Source organism: Treponema sp. JC4 (assembly GCF_000260795.1).
Classification (GTDB): Bacteria; Spirochaetota; Spirochaetia; order Treponematales; family Treponemataceae; genus Treponema_D.
Map to the genome: position 1 here is coordinate 1 of NZ_AJGU01000007.1, position 16,307 is coordinate 16,307.

At 41.3% G+C, this 16,307-nt stretch carries 13 protein-coding genes and 6 tRNA genes; 17 read left to right on the forward strand and 2 right to left on the reverse strand.

What is annotated here, in order from left to right:
* Positions 1-12: 12 nt before the first annotated feature.
* Positions 13-441 (reverse strand): hypothetical protein, encoded by a 429-nt coding sequence (locus tag MSI_RS04920; RefSeq protein WP_009104324.1) that lies wholly within the window; start codon positions 439-441, stop codon positions 13-15.
* Between the two features lie 198 nt (positions 442-639).
* Between MSI_RS04920 and MSI_RS04925 the strand changes: the two genes are divergently transcribed.
* From MSI_RS04925 to clpX, 10 genes are all read left to right on the forward strand, one after another.
* On the forward strand, positions 640-1,233 hold the full coding sequence (locus MSI_RS04925; RefSeq protein ID WP_009104326.1) for a hypothetical protein: 594 nt from the start codon (positions 640-642) through the stop codon (positions 1,231-1,233).
* Between the two features lie 118 nt (positions 1,234-1,351).
* Positions 1,352-1,423 (forward strand) — tRNA-His (locus tag MSI_RS04930).
* A gap of 53 nt (positions 1,424-1,476) precedes the next feature.
* Positions 1,477-1,551, forward strand: a tRNA-Arg gene (locus MSI_RS04935).
* Positions 1,552-1,786: 235 nt separating this feature from the next.
* A tRNA-Lys gene (locus tag MSI_RS04940) sits at positions 1,787-1,859 on the forward strand.
* Between the two features lie 28 nt (positions 1,860-1,887).
* Positions 1,888-1,967, forward strand: a tRNA-Leu gene (locus MSI_RS04945).
* Positions 1,968-2,005: 38 nt separating this feature from the next.
* Positions 2,006-2,077: transfer RNA gene (locus MSI_RS04950), tRNA-Gly, on the forward strand.
* A 35-nt stretch (positions 2,078-2,112) separates the two neighbouring features.
* Positions 2,113-2,184: transfer RNA gene (locus MSI_RS04955), tRNA-Gly, on the forward strand.
* Between the two features lie 107 nt (positions 2,185-2,291).
* Positions 2,292-3,641: a trigger factor gene (tig, locus tag MSI_RS04960; RefSeq protein WP_009104328.1), complete on the forward strand. Its 1,350-nt coding sequence runs from the start codon at positions 2,292-2,294 to the stop codon at positions 3,639-3,641.
* Between the two features lie 159 nt (positions 3,642-3,800).
* Positions 3,801-4,400: an ATP-dependent Clp endopeptidase proteolytic subunit ClpP gene (gene clpP / locus MSI_RS04965; protein WP_009104331.1), complete on the forward strand. Its 600-nt coding sequence runs from the start codon at positions 3,801-3,803 to the stop codon at positions 4,398-4,400.
* 23 nt (positions 4,401-4,423) lie between these two features.
* Entirely contained in the window at positions 4,424-5,698 is a 1,275-nt protein-coding gene (gene clpX / locus MSI_RS04970; protein WP_009104334.1) for an ATP-dependent Clp protease ATP-binding subunit ClpX, read from the forward strand.
* 127 nt (positions 5,699-5,825) lie between these two features.
* Here clpX and MSI_RS04975 read toward each other — a convergent pair whose 3' ends face one another.
* A complete protein-coding gene (locus MSI_RS04975; RefSeq protein WP_155815483.1) occupies positions 5,826-6,953 on the reverse strand; it encodes a DEAD/DEAH box helicase in 1,128 nt (375 codons plus the stop codon).
* A gap of 47 nt (positions 6,954-7,000) precedes the next feature.
* Between MSI_RS04975 and MSI_RS04980 the strand changes: the two genes are divergently transcribed.
* The 7 genes from MSI_RS04980 to MSI_RS05010 all read left to right on the forward strand — a co-directional run bounded on the left by MSI_RS04980 (position 7,001) and on the right by MSI_RS05010 (position 16,306).
* Positions 7,001-8,122 (forward strand): glycosyltransferase family 1 protein, encoded by a 1,122-nt coding sequence (locus MSI_RS04980; protein ID WP_009104339.1) that lies wholly within the window; start codon positions 7,001-7,003, stop codon positions 8,120-8,122.
* Positions 8,123-8,333: 211 nt separating this feature from the next.
* Positions 8,334-11,240 carry a chromosome segregation SMC family protein gene (locus MSI_RS04985; RefSeq protein WP_009104340.1) on the forward strand — a complete coding sequence of 969 codons (2,907 nt, stop codon included), beginning with the start codon at positions 8,334-8,336 and terminating at the stop codon, positions 11,238-11,240.
* A 5-nt stretch (positions 11,241-11,245) separates the two neighbouring features.
* Positions 11,246-11,665 (forward strand): hypothetical protein, encoded by a 420-nt coding sequence (locus MSI_RS04990; protein WP_009104342.1) that lies wholly within the window; start codon positions 11,246-11,248, stop codon positions 11,663-11,665.
* Positions 11,662-13,173: an outer membrane protein assembly factor BamD gene (gene bamD / locus MSI_RS04995; RefSeq protein WP_009104344.1), complete on the forward strand. Its 1,512-nt coding sequence runs from the start codon at positions 11,662-11,664 to the stop codon at positions 13,171-13,173. Before MSI_RS04990 ends, bamD begins: the two co-directional genes overlap by 4 nt.
* Before the next feature lie 11 nt (positions 13,174-13,184).
* Positions 13,185-13,877 carry an SIMPL domain-containing protein gene (locus tag MSI_RS05000; RefSeq protein ID WP_009104346.1) on the forward strand — a complete coding sequence of 231 codons (693 nt, stop codon included), beginning with the start codon at positions 13,185-13,187 and terminating at the stop codon, positions 13,875-13,877.
* Positions 13,878-13,909: 32 nt separating this feature from the next.
* A complete protein-coding gene (gene serS / locus MSI_RS05005; protein ID WP_009104348.1) occupies positions 13,910-15,190 on the forward strand; it encodes a serine--tRNA ligase in 1,281 nt (426 codons plus the stop codon).
* Between the two features lie 42 nt (positions 15,191-15,232).
* On the forward strand, positions 15,233-16,306 hold the full coding sequence (locus MSI_RS05010) for an AI-2E family transporter (protein WP_009104350.1): 1,074 nt from the start codon (positions 15,233-15,235) through the stop codon (positions 16,304-16,306).
* The last annotated feature ends 1 nt before the right edge of the window (position 16,307 follow it).

Below are 16,307 nucleotides of genomic sequence, written 5' to 3' on the forward strand. Positions count from 1 at the left end.
TCTCTTTCTTAATTAAAACAACTGATTTACCACTACGCTCTGTGGCTGAGGCTGAACAATATGACCGGTTCGTGAATAATTCTTATTGCGTGACTGAGGCAGCGCCTTTTCCACAACCTGCTGAATAAAAGAACGGCTGATACTTACATAGCTTGCAAATGCTTTATTTTCTGCCTTGCATTTAAGAAGTTTTGAACGAAGATTCAAGAGAGTTTCGCTGTACGAAGCAAGTTCATCTCTATTAATTGATTTCTGAAGTTTTTCCCGTCTTGTATCCAGAGTCTTAAAAGCATCTGACATAAGATTGATTTCTGAAATACTTGTCATAAGGTCATTCCAGTTCTTCTTTTCAACGGCAAGACGCAAAGCTGACTGTTCTTCAGTAATGTGATCAAGAAGATTGTTTTCATCTTCAAGAATGATTTTGAATTCTTCGTTCATATAATCTCCACAAGCCCCATCCTTTTGATACGGATTCGGTCTTTCAGTTATTCATCGGAATCTGAAAAAAAAGGTTTAGGGAAAAATCAAAAATTTCTATTAAAAATGTGAATTTTACTTTTATTAATAGAAAGGATATTGACCCGTAATCTTCCCTTTCTTATAGTTAAAAAAACAATTTAATAAGGAGATTAAAAAATGAAAAAAATTGTTACTGCCATCTGCCTTGCAATGGCAATGCTTGCAGGCTCAGTTTTTGCAGCTGAAAAGAAAGATATCGGTATGTATGGAAAACTTACTATCGGTTATGCAACTATTACTTATTCTGAAAATGACTATAAACTGGACTTTTCACACTTTGAACTTGCACCAGCCTTTGGGCTGACAAACCTTTTCCCTCTTCCTAACTTTGGAATTGAAGGCTTCTGTAACCTGGATTTTGGTGGCAAAAGCTGGGGAATTGTAGAATTCCAGTCTATTATGGTTGTACCAGGTGCAAGAGCAGTATGGGCTCCTCCTATTTCATTCTTCAGTGGAAAAACAGGAACCTGGCAGGATCAGCTGATTCCATATGCAGGAGCAGGTTTCTCTATCCCTATTGCATTCTATGAAGTGAAATCAAGATATCTTGATGAAAAATATAATGAAACAAAAGTTTATTTTGACGGTGAATTCCAGCTTGGCTGCCGCTGGGCTTTTGATGAACACTGGGCTGTTCTTGCTGAAAATAACTTTGCATTTGGCGGACTTTTCAAATATTCCTTCAACGCAGGTGCAATTTACAATTTCTAACAGGAATACTTGCAGTGCAAGCGTAAATTTTTCATAAATTTTCCAATATTTGCACAGCAGGCCATTGACTTTGAGAGCAAAAATCTGTTAAACTTTCAAAGTCTTAACGACAAATACGGTGCCTATAGTTCAGCGGTAGAGCGCCAGATTGTGGATCTGGTTGTCGTCGGTTCGATCCCGACTAGGCACCCTAAAACGAACAGCTTAATCTGTTCGTTTTTTTTAGGCAGATTTTTCTGCAATGCGCCTGTAGCTCATCTGGATCAGAGCGTCGGTCTTCGAAACCGAAGGTAGGAGGTTCGAGTCCTCTCAGACGCACGTAAAATAAGGAAGGCAACTAAAAATTTCAGTTGCCCTAACGGGGACTCAGCGCCGTCCCCGTTGCCCCCTGCTAAGAGGATGTTCGCTTTCGCGAACGATTTTAAGCAGGTTCGAGTCCTCTCAGACGCAGAACGGCACTTACCATGCTGTAAAAAAAATCAACAATTTTTGAAAAATCAAGATTCAACCCCTTGAACAAAATGCGCTGATTTGTTATATTACTAATCACTTCGGGCGACTAGCTCAGCTGGTAGAGCAACAGACTCTTAATCTGTGGGTCCGGGGTTCGATCCCCCGGTCGCTCATCAAAAGAAAGGCTTGGCCTTAAATCACGCGAGAGTGGTGAAATTGGCATACACGCTAGACTTAGGATCTAGTGCTTCGGCGTGAGGGTTCAAGTCCCTCCTCTCGCAATTGTCTTTCCTGGACATTTGCAAAGGAAATAAATCTTGCGGAAATAGCTCAGTGGTAGAGCGCCACCTTGCCAAGGTGGATGTCGCGGGTCCGACTCCCGTTTTCCGCTCTACTTTTCAGAGACCTGAAAACGCATAAAGCTTTGCGGAAATAGCTCAGTGGTAGAGCGCCACCTTGCCAAGGTGGATGTCGCGGGTCCGACTCCCGTTTTCCGCTCTAAATTAAAAAAAGCGATTCAGTTATAAATCTGAACCGCTTTTTTTTTATAATTTTGAACTTTACTGCCCCTGCCGGCAGTTAATTTTATTTAAGGGGTTACCACCGTGAAACTTACAAAAGAATTCACAAATTTGGAAAAATCTGCAGTAAAACTGACAGTAACAATTGCAAAAGCTGACGTAGAGCAGTCTTACAAATCTACTTTGTCAAAGTATGTAAAAAACGCACAGATTCCTGGCTTCCGCAAAGGTCACGTACCGGCAAATGTTCTTGAGCGCAAATATGGTGATTCCCTTAAGGCTGACGCACTCGGAGAGCTCATTGATTCTTCATTGAATGAAATCTTCCAGAACGAAACAGACAACCGCCCTCTTCCATACGCACAGCCAGTTATGGACAAGGCTCCTGAATTGGACGTAACAAAAGACCTTACATATACAGTAACTTACGATGTATTCCCAAAAGTATCTGTAAAAGATTTCTCTGGAATCACAGTAAAAGAACCACAGGTTACAATTTCTGATGCAGACTTGAACGACGAGCTCAAGGCTATGCAGGAACGCAACGCTATGGTTGTTGATAAGAAGGACGGAGTAGTTGCAAAAGACAACATCGTAACAATCAACTACTCAGAAATTGGTGAAGACGGAAAAGAAATTGCTGGTTCAAAACGCCAGGATTACGTATTCACAGTAGGAACAGGTGAAAACCTCTACAAAATCGATGACGAAATCATCGGTATGAAGAAAGACGAAACTAAAGAAATCACAAAATCTTTCAAGAAAGATTACGAAGATTCTGACCTTGCAGGAAAAACAGTAAAACTTTCAGTAACTGTTACAGCTGTAAAAGTTCGCGACCTTCCAGCTCTTGATGATGACTTTGCTCAGGACTGCAACGCTAAATACAAGACTCTTGCAGACATGAAAGCTGACATCACAAAGAATATGGAAGCTGCAAAGAACCGCCGTGTTCGCGAAATGAAAAACAACTCACTTCTTGAACAGCTTGTTGAAAAGAACAAGTTCGACATCCCGGCTTCTATGCTTCAGGCAGAACTTGACGGCCGCTGGAGAATGATGGCTCAGCAGTTCCAGACAAGCCCAGAACAGCTTGAAAAAATGGTTTCAGCATCTGGTCAGACAAAAGAAGCTATGCTTACTCAGTGGACTGGCGATTCTGAAAAAATGCTTAAATCTAGAATCATCGTTGATGCACTTCTTAAAGAGCGCAATATCAGCGTAACTCCAGAAGAAATCGAAAAACGCTATGCAGAAATTGCAGAAGAAGGCGGAATGACTGTAGAAGAAGTTAAAAAGCACTATTCTGACGCTCGTGCAAAAGAATACCTCATCGATGATACAAAAGAAAACAAGCTTTATGATGAACTTTACAAAGAAGTTAAAGTTGCAAAAGGCGACAAACTTTCTTTCAAAGAACTTTTCAATAACTAATAGCTGAAAGTTTATCTTTCACCAGAAAATCCTTCGGAGCTGCACAAAACCGCCCGAAGGATTTTTTTTTGCTGATTTTATAATATCACTACCCTTTTTTGCATTTTTTCATTATATTAATAAAGTACGAATTTTTATTTTCATAACAGGATGATTTTTATGAACGAACAGCAGAATACTCTTGTACCTTACGTTGTAGAAAAAACAGGAAATGGAGAGAGAACATACGATATTTTTTCTCGTCTTTTAAAAGACAGAATCGTTTTCATTGACGGCGAAATTAACGATGCTTCTGCAGACCTTGCAGTTGCTCAGATTCTTTTCCTTGAATCAGAAAATCCAGATAAAGATATCAGCGTTTACATCAACTCACCTGGTGGAAGCGTTACAGCAGGCCTTGCAATCTACGATACAATGCAGTACGTAAAATGTGACATTCAGACAATCTGTATGGGACAGGCTGCTTCAATGGGTGCAATTCTTCTTGCAGGAGGAACTGCAGGAAAACGCTATGCACTTCCTTCAAGCCGCGTTATGATTCATCAGCCTTGGGGCGGTGTTCAGGGACAGGAAAGTGACATTTCCATTCAGGCAAAGGAAATTATCCGTCTTAAAAAACTTTCGATTGAATACTTTGCTCATCATACAAAAAAATCAATCGACGAAGTAGCAAAAGATATGGAACGTGATTATTACATGTCAGCACAGGACGCGCTTGCATACGGAATTGTAGATCACGTAATGCCTTCTAGAAAATAAATTATCAATTACTGGAGATAACAATGGGTCTTTTTAGTTCACCTAATGATAAATATTGTTTTTTCTGCGGCAGCACAGCCGGCAAAGACAGAAAATTGATTTCCGGACCATCTGGCAATTCATTTATCTGTGACAAGTGTGTTGCAATCTGCTCAGGTATTCTTGAACAGCAGGCAGCAGACGTTCTTCCAATTGAACTGGATAACGTTCCAACACCAAAAGAATTTAAAGCTTACCTTGATCAGTATGTTGTTGGTCAGGATGATGCAAAAAAAGTTCTTTCGGTTGCCGTATACAACCACTACAAAAGAATGTCTTCGGCACAGGCTCTTCAGACAGAAGAAAATGCCGTTAAAATTGAAAAATCAAACGTTCTTTTGATTGGACCAACAGGAAGCGGAAAAACCCTTCTTGCAAAAACACTGGCTCAGAAGCTTAAGGTTCCTTTTGCAATTGCAGATGCCACTACCCTTACAGAAGCCGGTTATGTTGGTGAAGACGTAGAAAACGTTCTTCTTAAACTGATTAATGCCGCAGACGGAAATATTGAAGCTGCAGAACGCGGAATTATCTTTATTGATGAAATTGATAAGATTGCCCGCAAATCTGAAAACACCTCTATTACCCGCGATGTGAGCGGTGAAGGTGTTCAGCAGGCACTTTTGAAGATTATTGAAGGTACAGTTGCAAGCGTTCCTCCTCAGGGCGGCCGCAAGCACCCTAATCAGGAAATGCTTCAGATTGATACAACAAACATCCTCTTTATTTTGGGTGGTGCCTTTGTTGGTCTTGATAAGATTGTTGAACAGCGTGTTTACGCTCATTCTATGGGCTTTGGTTCAAACATCGGACAGATGGATGAAACTCAGAAGATGAAGCTGCTTTCTCAGGTAACACCGGACGACCTTGTAAAGTTCGGTCTTATTCCAGAACTTATTGGTCGTATGCCAATTACCTGTGCCCTCAAAGAGCTTACACAGGATGACCTTGTTTCTGTTCTTACAGAACCTAAAAACGCAATTACAAAGCAATTCCAGGCAAGCTTTAAGATTGATGATGTTGATCTTTCTTTTGAAGACGACGCTATCCAGGAAATTGCTGCTGAAGCTATCCGCCAGAAGACCGGTGCACGAGGACTTCGCACAATTGTAGAAAAGATGCTCATGGACATTATGTTTGAAGTGCCGGATATTGAAGGCAAAAAATCTGTAAAGATTACAAAAGATGTAGTTTTGCAGAAAGAAAAAGACGTAATGAAACTTGTGCAGCGACAGGGCGGACAAATAGAATCTGCATAAAAATGCGCGAGCGAAGGTGCGGTTTCAAACTGCGGGTGCAGGATATTTTGAAATTTGACTCGCTGTCGCCCGCACCTGCAATGCAGTTTGAAAGCACACCCTTCGCTCGCGCGTTTTTATGCAAAATCTAATTTTCCCCAGGTGCTACAATCTCTCCGTTGTATACCTCTTTCGGGTAAACTACAATGCCCAGTTTCTTTTCCAGAGCGGCGTATTTCCGCATTTCGTATTCATCGCCGATTACCACATTTATTCCAGATTTTCCGGCGCGGGCTGTACGGCCGCTGCGGTGAATAAAGAAATCTTCGTCTTCCGGTAAATCCATCTGAATTACGTGAGAAATATTTGCAATATCAAGTCCTCGCGCAGCAAGGTCACTTGTAATTAAAATTTTACACTTCCCGCTTCTGAATTTGTCGATTGCGGCTTTACGAAGCTGCTTGTCTGCCTTGGCGTGTAAAGCCATACAGTCAACTTTTTTGAAACGCAATTTGGTATAAATATTTTCTACCTGGTCAGCCCGGCTTGTAAAAATCAAAATCTTTTGATAATCGCAGGCAGCGATGAATTTTCTTAAAGTTTCAATTTTATCGCGGTTTTCGGCATAAATTGCCCAGTGGGTAATCCGCTTGCGAAGAACATCTTCTGCAGGAAGTACTACGTTTTCTATTCCAGCAAAAAAGATTTTTGTCTGCTTGTTTAAGGTTGCGGTACAGGCAATCACCTGACTTTCCTTTGGAACTAAAAGACGCAGGGCATCAGATTCCTCAAAAAGTTCCTTACGCACAAGACGGTCTGTTTCATCAAAAACAATTGCCTTGAGCCCGCTGATTTTAAGTTTTTTAAGGCGGATAAGCTCAACAAGACGGGCAGGAGTTCCAATTACCAGGAAGGGCTTTTCTTTAAGAGTTTCTATCTGGCGCTTAATCGGGGCTCCGCCAATAAAGAGAGCCGTTTTCTTTTCTGTAATCTGCTTAGCGGCCTGATTAATCTGAGAAGCCAGCTCAAACGTAGGAGCAACGATAAGAATCTTAACAGCGTCAGCTGTTACATCATCATTTTCTCCATAATTCTGAATTAAAGGCAGAAGATATGCAAAGGTTTTTCCAGTTCCGGTTTCTGACTGAAAAATCACATTCTTTTTTTCTAAAATACGGGGAATAATTTCGTTCTGAACGGCAGTCGGCTCTTTAATTCCAAGTTCAGTCAGTTTCTGATTAAGATTTTCTGATAATAAGGTGAATGCGTTTTTCATAGACCTAAAATATAGCATACAGGCGCAAAAAATGATATATTAGAAGAATGATAAAAGTTGGCATCGATACGTTCGGCTGTGATCACGGAAGATCGGGACTTGGTTCCTGTCTTTTTTATTTGACTTCAAATCTTCCGTCTGATGATGAAGACATTCAGTTCGAACTTTTTGGCTCAGAAACAGACCGTTTTACCTTTACAGAAAATAATGGATTTCCATATCAGGCAGTTCAACTTGCGGACAATCCCAAGTCAGAAGGAAGCTGGCATCACAGAAGCGGAATCAAGTTTTTTGTGATGAAAAATAACTATGATTTAGTTATTTATCCGGCCGTTTCAAAGGTATTTCCCTTTACCTTCATTAAAAATGGAATTGCAATTGTAAACACAGTGCTTTCCGCTGCAATTGAGAAAATGAGTTTTCTGCATAAAAAACTTTTGAAACACGGACTTAAAAACGTAAAAGTTATTATTGCGGGAACAAATTACATCAAAAAAGATCTGGTAAAGCTTGGAATCCCGGAAGAAAAAATCCGTGTTATTTACAACGGAATTGACCATAAGCTTTTTTATCCAAAAGTTCTTGGTGATGAAGAGGCTGTTGAGGTTTCACCTTTCAGCATCAAACGTCCCTACTTTATTTATGGCTCAAAGCTTTCTGATAAGAACAAAAAGCACATTGAACTGATTAAGGCTTTTGAAATCTTCAAAAAAAATACAGGTCTTCCCCACCGTCTGGTACTTGCAGGCGAAGACGGAGATTACGCCAAAGAAGTTCATAAAGCAGTTTTCGAAAGTGAATATGCCTCGGACATTTTTCTTACAGGCTTTTTTCCTCACGAAAGCTTTGCAACCCTTTATGCCGGAGCCGAAGCCTGCATTTTCCCAAGCGTAAATGAAGGAATAGGACTTCCTGTTCTTGAAGCCATGGCCTGCGGAATCCCGGTTTTGTGTTCTAATGCCGGTGCACTGAAAGAAGTAGGCGGCCACGCGCCTTTGTATTTCAATTCAAATAACCCTGCCGAAATTGCTGCCGCAATGCAGAAAGTCATAGAAGACAAAGATTTACGCGACAAAATGACCGACCTAGGCAACATGCAGGCCGGTAAGTACAACTGGAGTGACACCGTTGAAAAACTAATAAAAGTAATTAAAGAGATTAGCGCTTAGGAAGAATAAAATGCGTAGCGGGGTTCGACATTCGCGACGCATTGAGCTTGGCAAGGATAGAGACACAAACTGAACCAAGACAATTTTTTTTATCCTTGCCAGCTCACCGCAGAGCGAATGGCGGTTCCCGCGAAAGCATTTTTTTGTTATTTGTAGAACTAATCTCTATAAATCGCTATAATTATTAGACTAATTTTTTAAGGAATATTTTGTGTTTTTAAAAAGTCTTGATATTCACGGTTTTAAATCTTTTGCTGATAAAACTCATATAGATTTTGCAGAAGGTATTACTGCCCTTCTTGGCCCTAACGGTTGTGGAAAATCAAACGTAGTAGATGCCATTAAATGGGTACTGGCAGAAAACCGCTCAAAAAATCTTCGCGCAGAAAAAATGGAAGACGTTATTTTTAACGGAACAGAACGCCGCCAGAAGCTTAACGCTGCCGAAGTAACTTTAACTCTCTGTAACGATAAGGGATTACTCCCTCTTGATGAAGACGAAATTGCAATTACCCGCCGCCTTTACCGCTCTGGCGATCAGGAATATTTTATTAACAAGAGACCTGCGGGTCCAACAGAAATCCGCCGCCTCTTTATGGATACTGGTGTTGGTAAAGCTGCCTACTCTGTCATGGAACAGGGTAAAATCGATCAGATTCTTTCAAGTAAGCCGGAAGACCGCCGCTATCTTTTTGAAGAGGCAGCCGGAATCAGCCGTTCTAAGGCAGAAGTTGCAGAAGCAGAACGCGAGCTTGAACGCACACGACAGAACCTTACTCAGATTGAAATAGCACTTGGAGAAATCAAGCGTCAGTACGATTCTTTGAAAATCCAGAGTGAAAAAACAATCAAATACCGAAAGTACAAGGACGAGATTTTTGATTACGAACTCGACATTACCCTGCTCCGCCTTAAAAACTTTGTTCAGGATAAGGCACGACATCAGGATGAACTCAAGGTTGTTGAACAGAAACGCGACCTGGTTCGTAAAGAAATTGACGAAATCAACAATACAATTTCTGAAAACCGCGAAAAGTCTAAGGCACTTCAGGAAGAGCTTTATGCAAAGCAGGCAGAGCTTATCAAAATCGGTACAGAAAAGAACGGTAAGCTGGACTTAATTTCTAACTTCAACAAGCAGGCTATCGAAATCAAGGAAAAAATCAATAACCTTGACGGCCGTAAACGCGCAATCAGCGAACAGCTTGATAATACTCAGGAAGAAATTGACGAGCAGAACGCAGAGCTTCACTCAAAGACAAAGCAGCTGGAAAATGCCCGAGCAAATATCAAATCTTTTGAAGACAATATTACAAAAAGCCGCACACAGATTAATGAAAACGATCTGAAGGCTGACGAACTTCGAGAAAAGATTTCTTCTCTTGAAGCTGAACGCAAAAACTTGCAGAACGAACTTGCTTCCATTACAGAAGACATCGTTACAATGCTTGATGAAAAGCTTAAATCTGCTGGTTTCAGCGAAAACGCAATGAGAAATGCAAAGGAAGAACTGGATACAGCCCTTGGAAAGCTTAAGGTTTTTGTAACAGGCCGTAAAAATGTATTTACAGACTTTGCAAATCAGAATCACAGTGCAGAAGAGTCTTCTAAAACTGTACGCGAAGCAAGTGACGCCTTTGCAGAGGCAGAAAGTCAGATTGCAGCACTGGAAGATGCCCTTTCTAAATACTTAAACGCTTCACCAGCCTTCATCACAGAATTTTTGAGTCCTGAAGGTGTAATGACTAAAAAACGCGGCATTGATAACAAAATCAACGAAAATATAGCAGCCGTAGAAAAAATTAATTCTCAGATTACAGACCTTCATTCTGAAAACTCAGAACTGGTTGCAAAAATCAACGAGTACGAAGATACACTTCATAAGCTCAAGATTAACGAAATCCAGATGCAGGAGCAGATTAACTCCGCTAAAAACCAGATTAACAACCTTGAGCGCACTTTTGCAGAGCAGAAAAACCGCCTGCGCGAAGTTGAAGACGATATTTTTACAGAAACAAAACGCCAGGAAGAACTCAACGAAAAAATCAACGGCATTCAGGATGAACTTGCCGAAATCGAATACCGCGGTGAAAAGCTTGCAAAAGAAATGTCTAACCTAGACGAAGAAATTGCAAAGTGCGATAAGTCAGTTTCCGGTAAAACAGGCACTCTTGATAAAAAGCGTGAAGATGAACGCCGCTATCAGGAACAGTATGAACGCCTTACTTTGAGTCTGAACTCTGCAGATAACGATATTCGTAACGTAAAACAGAACTTCCAGGATCAGTACAGCCGCGACCTAATGGCTTACGAAGAGCGAATGTATAAAATCAATGCTTCGGCAGCAGACCTTCGCGAAAAACTCAGTGAAGCAAAAAAGGCTTTCAACTCACTTGGAACTGTAAACCTTATGGCGCCGGAAGAGTTTGCGGAAGTAAAAGACCGCTATGAGCGCCAGAACTCAAACTACATCGATACTAAAAAGAGTTTGGAAAACCTTATCATCGTTTCGGAAGAAATTAAATCTAAATCTGCCGAAATGTTCCTTGATACTTACAACAAGATTAAAAAGAATTTCCACAATATGTTCCGCCGCCTCTTCAACGGTGGCCGTGCAGAGCTTAAGCTGGCAGATCCCGCAAATATCCTTACTTCTGGTATTGATATTTACGCCCAGCCGCCTGGAAAGAACCTTGAAAACATTGCCCTTCTTTCGGGTGGTGAAAAGACAATGACTGCGGTTGCCCTGCTCTTTGCAACCTATCAGGTTCGCCCTAGTCCATTCTGTCTTCTGGACGAGATTGACGCCGCTTTGGACGACAAGAACGTTTCAAGCTTTGTAACAACACTTGAAAGCTTTGCAAACATCAGTCAGTACATCGTAATTACACATAACAAGAAGACCGTAATGGGTGCTTCTACAATGCTTGGTATTACAATGGAGGAATCCGGCGTAAGTAAGACAATTCAGCTTCGTCTTGATGAAGACATTAAGACAGGAGCCGACATTGACCGTTCAAGCGAAAACTTTGTGGACGAAGAAGTTCCAGATGAGGAAGGAGTTGTACTTCCACCTCGCCCGGATAAACACCGCCATGAAGAAGAAAATGCAGAGTAATTAATATGGATTTTGGTTCAATAATTGAGTCAGTAAAAGAAAAAATTACAGAGCTCACAGAAAGCCTAAGCGAAAAAATCCGCGACTTAATGGAAACAAATAAGACGCTCTTTTTCGCCATAGCCGGGATGATTTTTGTAATTTTTATCTGCCTTATTCTTTTGATTTACGTTATTGCAAGCGGAAAAGGCAAAAAGGAAAAGAATACCGGCATACCAGAGACTACAGTTATGGGAACGGAAAATCCCGTAATTCCTGACGGACCAAAACTTCCAAAAGACTATAATATTTCGCGCCCTGCCAGAGACCGCTGGACAAAAGAAGAAGCAGAAGAATGGTTCACAGTTCCGACAGAAAAGGAAATTGAAGGGCTTAGTTTTTCTAACGACAAAATTGTAAATGATATACTGGAGGCAGCACCATGAAAAAACTTTTTCTAACTTTAACAGCTCTTTCTACGCTGATATTTTTCTCTTGTGCCTCAAAACCAGAAGCCGCTGGCGACACAGAAAATAAGGCTCCTGACACTGAATTAAACGACAAGGTTTACGATTCTTCAGAAGCAGAGCTTTCTGAAATTGAAGAGCCAGAGATTACAGATCTTCCGCCGGATGAAGACAATCTTGATGAAGATGACCTTGAATTCCTGGAGCCAGACCAGCTTGACCAGCTTCCGGAACTTGATGATGAAGATGTAAGCGACGTTGAAAATGAAAATGATTCAGACTCCCTGCTGAATGCGGACGGAGAAAACGTTGACGGAATTAATGCAGAAAACGGCCTGGCAGACGCAGAAGCAGGAACTCAATCGGAAGGGGCAAATAGCACTGGCGTAAATGCGGGTGCTGCAAACGGAATTGACACAGGAACAGCTGCATCTGCAGGAATAAGTGCAGCCGGAGAAGCTGCCCTGTCCACTGCAGACGAAAATGCTGATAATGAAGATGGCAGAGAAGATGACGCTGACCTTCTTGATGCCGATGCAGATAACCTTGAAGAAGAAAACTCAGCATCTAATGAAAATCAGATTACTCCATCGCGTTCTGTAACAATGAAGGTTACAGAATACCTGGACGTAAGCTATCCTGGAAAGGGCTGGATTTACATGGGTGCTACAGACAATTCAAAGAACATTACCTACTTTGGAAGACAGCTTGGAACAGAAAATACAAACTTTTCTTTGCAGGCCCGCCAGCCGGGAAGGAAAATACTACATTTTTATAAAAACGACGCTGTAAGTGGTCAGATTATAGATGATTATATAGAAGTAATTGTTGAAACAGAACGGGGAAGCGCTACAACTCATATTGAAGCACCGGCATTCAAAATGCCATTAAAGGCAAAGCGTCCGGTTAGAAAGACTGCAGAAAATACAGTTGAAACTGCAGCTGTAGAATACGACGATTCAAACGATGATGTAGAACTGATTGCAGCTCCAGAAGAAAAGACTGTAGAAAACAAGACCAGCAATAAGACTTCTGCCAATGCCCAGGTGGCAGCGCAGAAAAATAACGCAGCTGATACTTCTAGCCCTAAGACAGAGAATGGTAACAGCCTTGCAAAAGCAAGCCGGGAAGCATTACTTTCCGCGTCAGAAAATGCCGCAGCAGCAGACGCAACTCTATCTTCTAACGAAAAAAGCCAGAAAGATCTGAGCCAGCTTTTAACGCTTGCGAAGACTCAGTTTACAGAAAAAAAATATTCAGAGGCCTTAAAAAATATAAATGAATACCTTGGCGCATCAAGCGACAGCCGCGATGAGGCCCTCTATCTTCAGGGACAGATTTTAGAAGCAAAGTCTGACCTTCAGGATATCAGCGGCGCAATTAATTCGTACACAACGCTTACAAAAAACTACCCGGCAAGTAAATTCTGGGATAAGGCAAATAAGCGCATTATATATTTACAAAGATTTTATCTTCAGGGAAGATAAGGGGTTAGATTATGAAAAAAATCGTTTTAGCAGCTTCTGCGGTGCTGGCACTTTCGCTTACATCCTGTACTTTCAACAAACCGGCAGAAACACCTCGCTACATAACAGTTTCCGGAAGTGGAACCGTTTCGGTTAGCCCGGATTTAGTTTCGGTAAAATTCATTGTACGCTCGTCGGGCTGGAATGTTTCTCAGACTGCTGAACGCAATGCTATCAACACAAACAACGCAATTGAGGCAATTAAGGGTGCAGGCGTTGCAGATGATGATATTTTTACAAGCGATTATAAAATTACTCAGGATAATTCTCAGGCTTACCCTGGTCAGTACACTGTACGCAATACAATTTCTGTAATCGTAAGAAATCCTGATCTTACAGGAAAGGTTATTGATGCTGCTGTAAAACAGAATACAGGTGCTAACGGTGTAACTGATTTTGAATATATGGTTTCTGACCGCTCTACAGCTTTGCGTCAGGCCCGCACTCTTGCAATTAAGGATGCTCAGGATGCAGCAAACCTTCTGGCAGGAGCAAGCGGCTGCAAGGTTGGAAATGTTCTTGAAATTTACGAAAACTACACTTCTACTTCAAGAAATGACGGCGTAATGCTTGCAAAGGCTGCAAAGGCAAATACAGAAACAACTATTGAACCGGGAAAACTGGATATTACTTCAAACGTAACAATTAAGTATACTATTGAATAAGAATAGGGCTTAGGCCCGCGAGGATAAAAGAAATGCTAGACTATAAATTTATTAAAGACAATCTTGAAGCTGTAAAACAGAACATCATCAACCGCAATATGAAGGCTGAGGCAGACATCGTAGTTGAACTTTATGACAAGCGCACTGCCCTTGTAACAAAACTTCAGGCTTTGCAGCAGAAACGTAACGAAAATGCTCAGGCTATGAAGCAGAAGCTTGAGGCTGACGAGCGTGCAAAACTTATTGAAGCCGGAAAGCAGATCAAGGCTGAAATTGCAGACGTAGAAAGCGAAAGCAAGGCTATTGAAGAAAAACTTGAAGAGGCTGCACGCCAGCTTCCTAACATGGTTCACCCTGATGCTCCAGTTGGAAAGCTTGATACAGAAAACCTTGAAGTTAAAAAGGTTGGAACTCCACGCAAGTTTGACTTTGAACCAAAAGACCACGTTCAGCTTGGTGAAGAGCTTGATATCATCGATTTTGACCGCGGAACAAAGGTTTCTGGTCCTAAATTCTACTACCTTAAAAACGACGCTGTATTCCTTGAGCAGGCTTTGATTATGTATGCCTTGAACATTCTCCGCAAACATGGCTTTAAGCTTTTCATCACTCCGGATGTTGCAAAAGAAGAAGTTTTGAAGGGAATCGGATTTAATCCACGCGGAAACGAATCTAACGTTTACTCTATTGAAGAAGAAGGAACCTGTCTTGTTGCAACTGCAGAAATTACTCTTGGCGGTTACCACAAAGACGAGATTTTGGATAAGGCTTCTCTTCCTCTCCTTTACGGTGGACTTTCTCACTGTTTCCGCCGCGAAGCAGGTGCTGCAGGTCAGTTCTCTAAGGGACTTTACCGCGTTCACCAGTTCGACAAGGTAGAAATGTTTGTTTACTCAACTCCAGAGCAGAGTGACGAACTCCACGAAAAACTCCGCCAGATTGAAGAGGAGATTTTTGAAGGTCTTGGCATTCCATTCCACGTTGTTGATACCTGTACAGGTGACCTTGGAGCTCCTGCTTACCGCAAGTGGGACCTGGAAGCATGGATGCCTGGACGCAATGGTGGTGAATATGGTGAAGTTACTTCTACTTCTAACTGTACAGACTACCAGGCTCGCCGCCTTAACATCAAATACAAGGATGATGACGGAAAGAACAAGTATGTACATACATTGAACGGAACTGCAATTGCTGTAGGACGTGCAATGCTTGCAATTCTTGAAAACTACCAGAATGCAGACGGTTCTGTTTCAATCCCAGAAGTACTTGTACCATTCTGTGGATTCGACAAGATTATGCCTGCTAAAAAATAAATAAAGGGGGCGAAACTCCCCCGCACTTTAATAAAGGGAAATATGGAAGAAAGCGATTATCAGAGAAAAATCTATTATATTCTCCTTGCAAGCTTTGCAATTTTAACAGGTTTTCTTTTTAAAATCCTTGCTTCCGTATTTCTGCCTGTAATTACTGCAGCCCTGCTTGCCTGTGTTTTTGCCCCGATTATCCAGAAAATCAATTACAAGTTTAAGATTCCCTGGACAATTCTTGCTGTTCTTATTACAGTTTTCCTCTTTTTCATAATTCTGGGCGTTTCTTCCCTTTTAATTTCCAGCGTTACCTCAATTGTTTCAGAATATCCTAAATACGAAAGCAAATTCCTTCATATTTATAAAATTCTTGCAAACAGCTTTGACCTTCGCTTTGATGAAGACATGAGCCTGGCCGGCAATATCTGGCAGCACTTAAAGGTTCGCGAATACATTCAGGGAATTGTAGTTACCCTTTCTACCGGCCTTGTTTCTTCGGGAAAAAACATCTTTCTTGTTTTGATTTTTTCTCTCTTTATCCTGATTGAATACCGCATGACAAACCGAAAAATCAGTTATGCCTTTGCAGACCGGGCAAAAGGAAAGATTTTACGCGTTATCCGCCGCATTATTCAGGAAATTGTACATTATCTTTCTATTAAAACTGCAATTTCCCTGGCAACAGGCTTTCTGGTATTTTTAGTTGCCCTCTGCTTTGGAATGGATTTTGCCATTTTGTGGGGCTTTTTAGCCTTCACCATGAACTTTATCCCGACTTTCGGCTCGATTTTTTCATGCTCAATAACAACTCTTTTTGCCCTGGTGCAGTTCTACCCTAACTACCCTAAGGTTTTTGCAATTTTCACCCTGATAATTCTTATTAATTTTATGCTGGGAAATATTATTGAGCCTCGCGTTCAGGGAAAAAACCTGGGACTTTCACCTTTTGTGATTATCGTAAGCTTAACTCTCTGGGCCTATATCTGGGGAACAGTAGGAATGATTATAGCTATTCCAATGACTGTAATCATCAAAATTATCTGCGAAAATATTTCTTATCTTCATCCCTTTGCAATTCTTCTGGGAAATGACCCTAAACAGACAAAACGGGACTTTCAGTAAA

Coding starts and splice junctions, on each gene's coding strand:
- MSI_RS04920 (WP_009104324.1), bottom strand. CDS start 441: ATGAACGAAGAATTCAAAATCATTCTTGAAGATGAAAACAATCTTCTT.
- MSI_RS04925 (WP_009104326.1), top strand. CDS start 640: ATGAAAAAAATTGTTACTGCCATCTGCCTTGCAATGGCAATGCTTGCA.
- clpP (WP_009104331.1), top strand. CDS start 3,801: ATGAACGAACAGCAGAATACTCTTGTACCTTACGTTGTAGAAAAAACA.
- clpX (WP_009104334.1), top strand. CDS start 4,424: ATGGGTCTTTTTAGTTCACCTAATGATAAATATTGTTTTTTCTGCGGC.
- MSI_RS04975 (WP_155815483.1), bottom strand. CDS start 6,953: ATGAAAAACGCATTCACCTTATTATCAGAAAATCTTAATCAGAAACTG.
- MSI_RS04980 (WP_009104339.1), top strand. CDS start 7,001: ATGATAAAAGTTGGCATCGATACGTTCGGCTGTGATCACGGAAGATCG.
- MSI_RS04990 (WP_009104342.1), top strand. CDS start 11,246: ATGGATTTTGGTTCAATAATTGAGTCAGTAAAAGAAAAAATTACAGAG.
- bamD (WP_009104344.1), top strand. CDS start 11,662: ATGAAAAAACTTTTTCTAACTTTAACAGCTCTTTCTACGCTGATATTT.
- MSI_RS05000 (WP_009104346.1), top strand. CDS start 13,185: ATGAAAAAAATCGTTTTAGCAGCTTCTGCGGTGCTGGCACTTTCGCTT.
- serS (WP_009104348.1), top strand. CDS start 13,910: ATGCTAGACTATAAATTTATTAAAGACAATCTTGAAGCTGTAAAACAG.
- MSI_RS05010 (WP_009104350.1), top strand. CDS start 15,233: ATGGAAGAAAGCGATTATCAGAGAAAAATCTATTATATTCTCCTTGCA.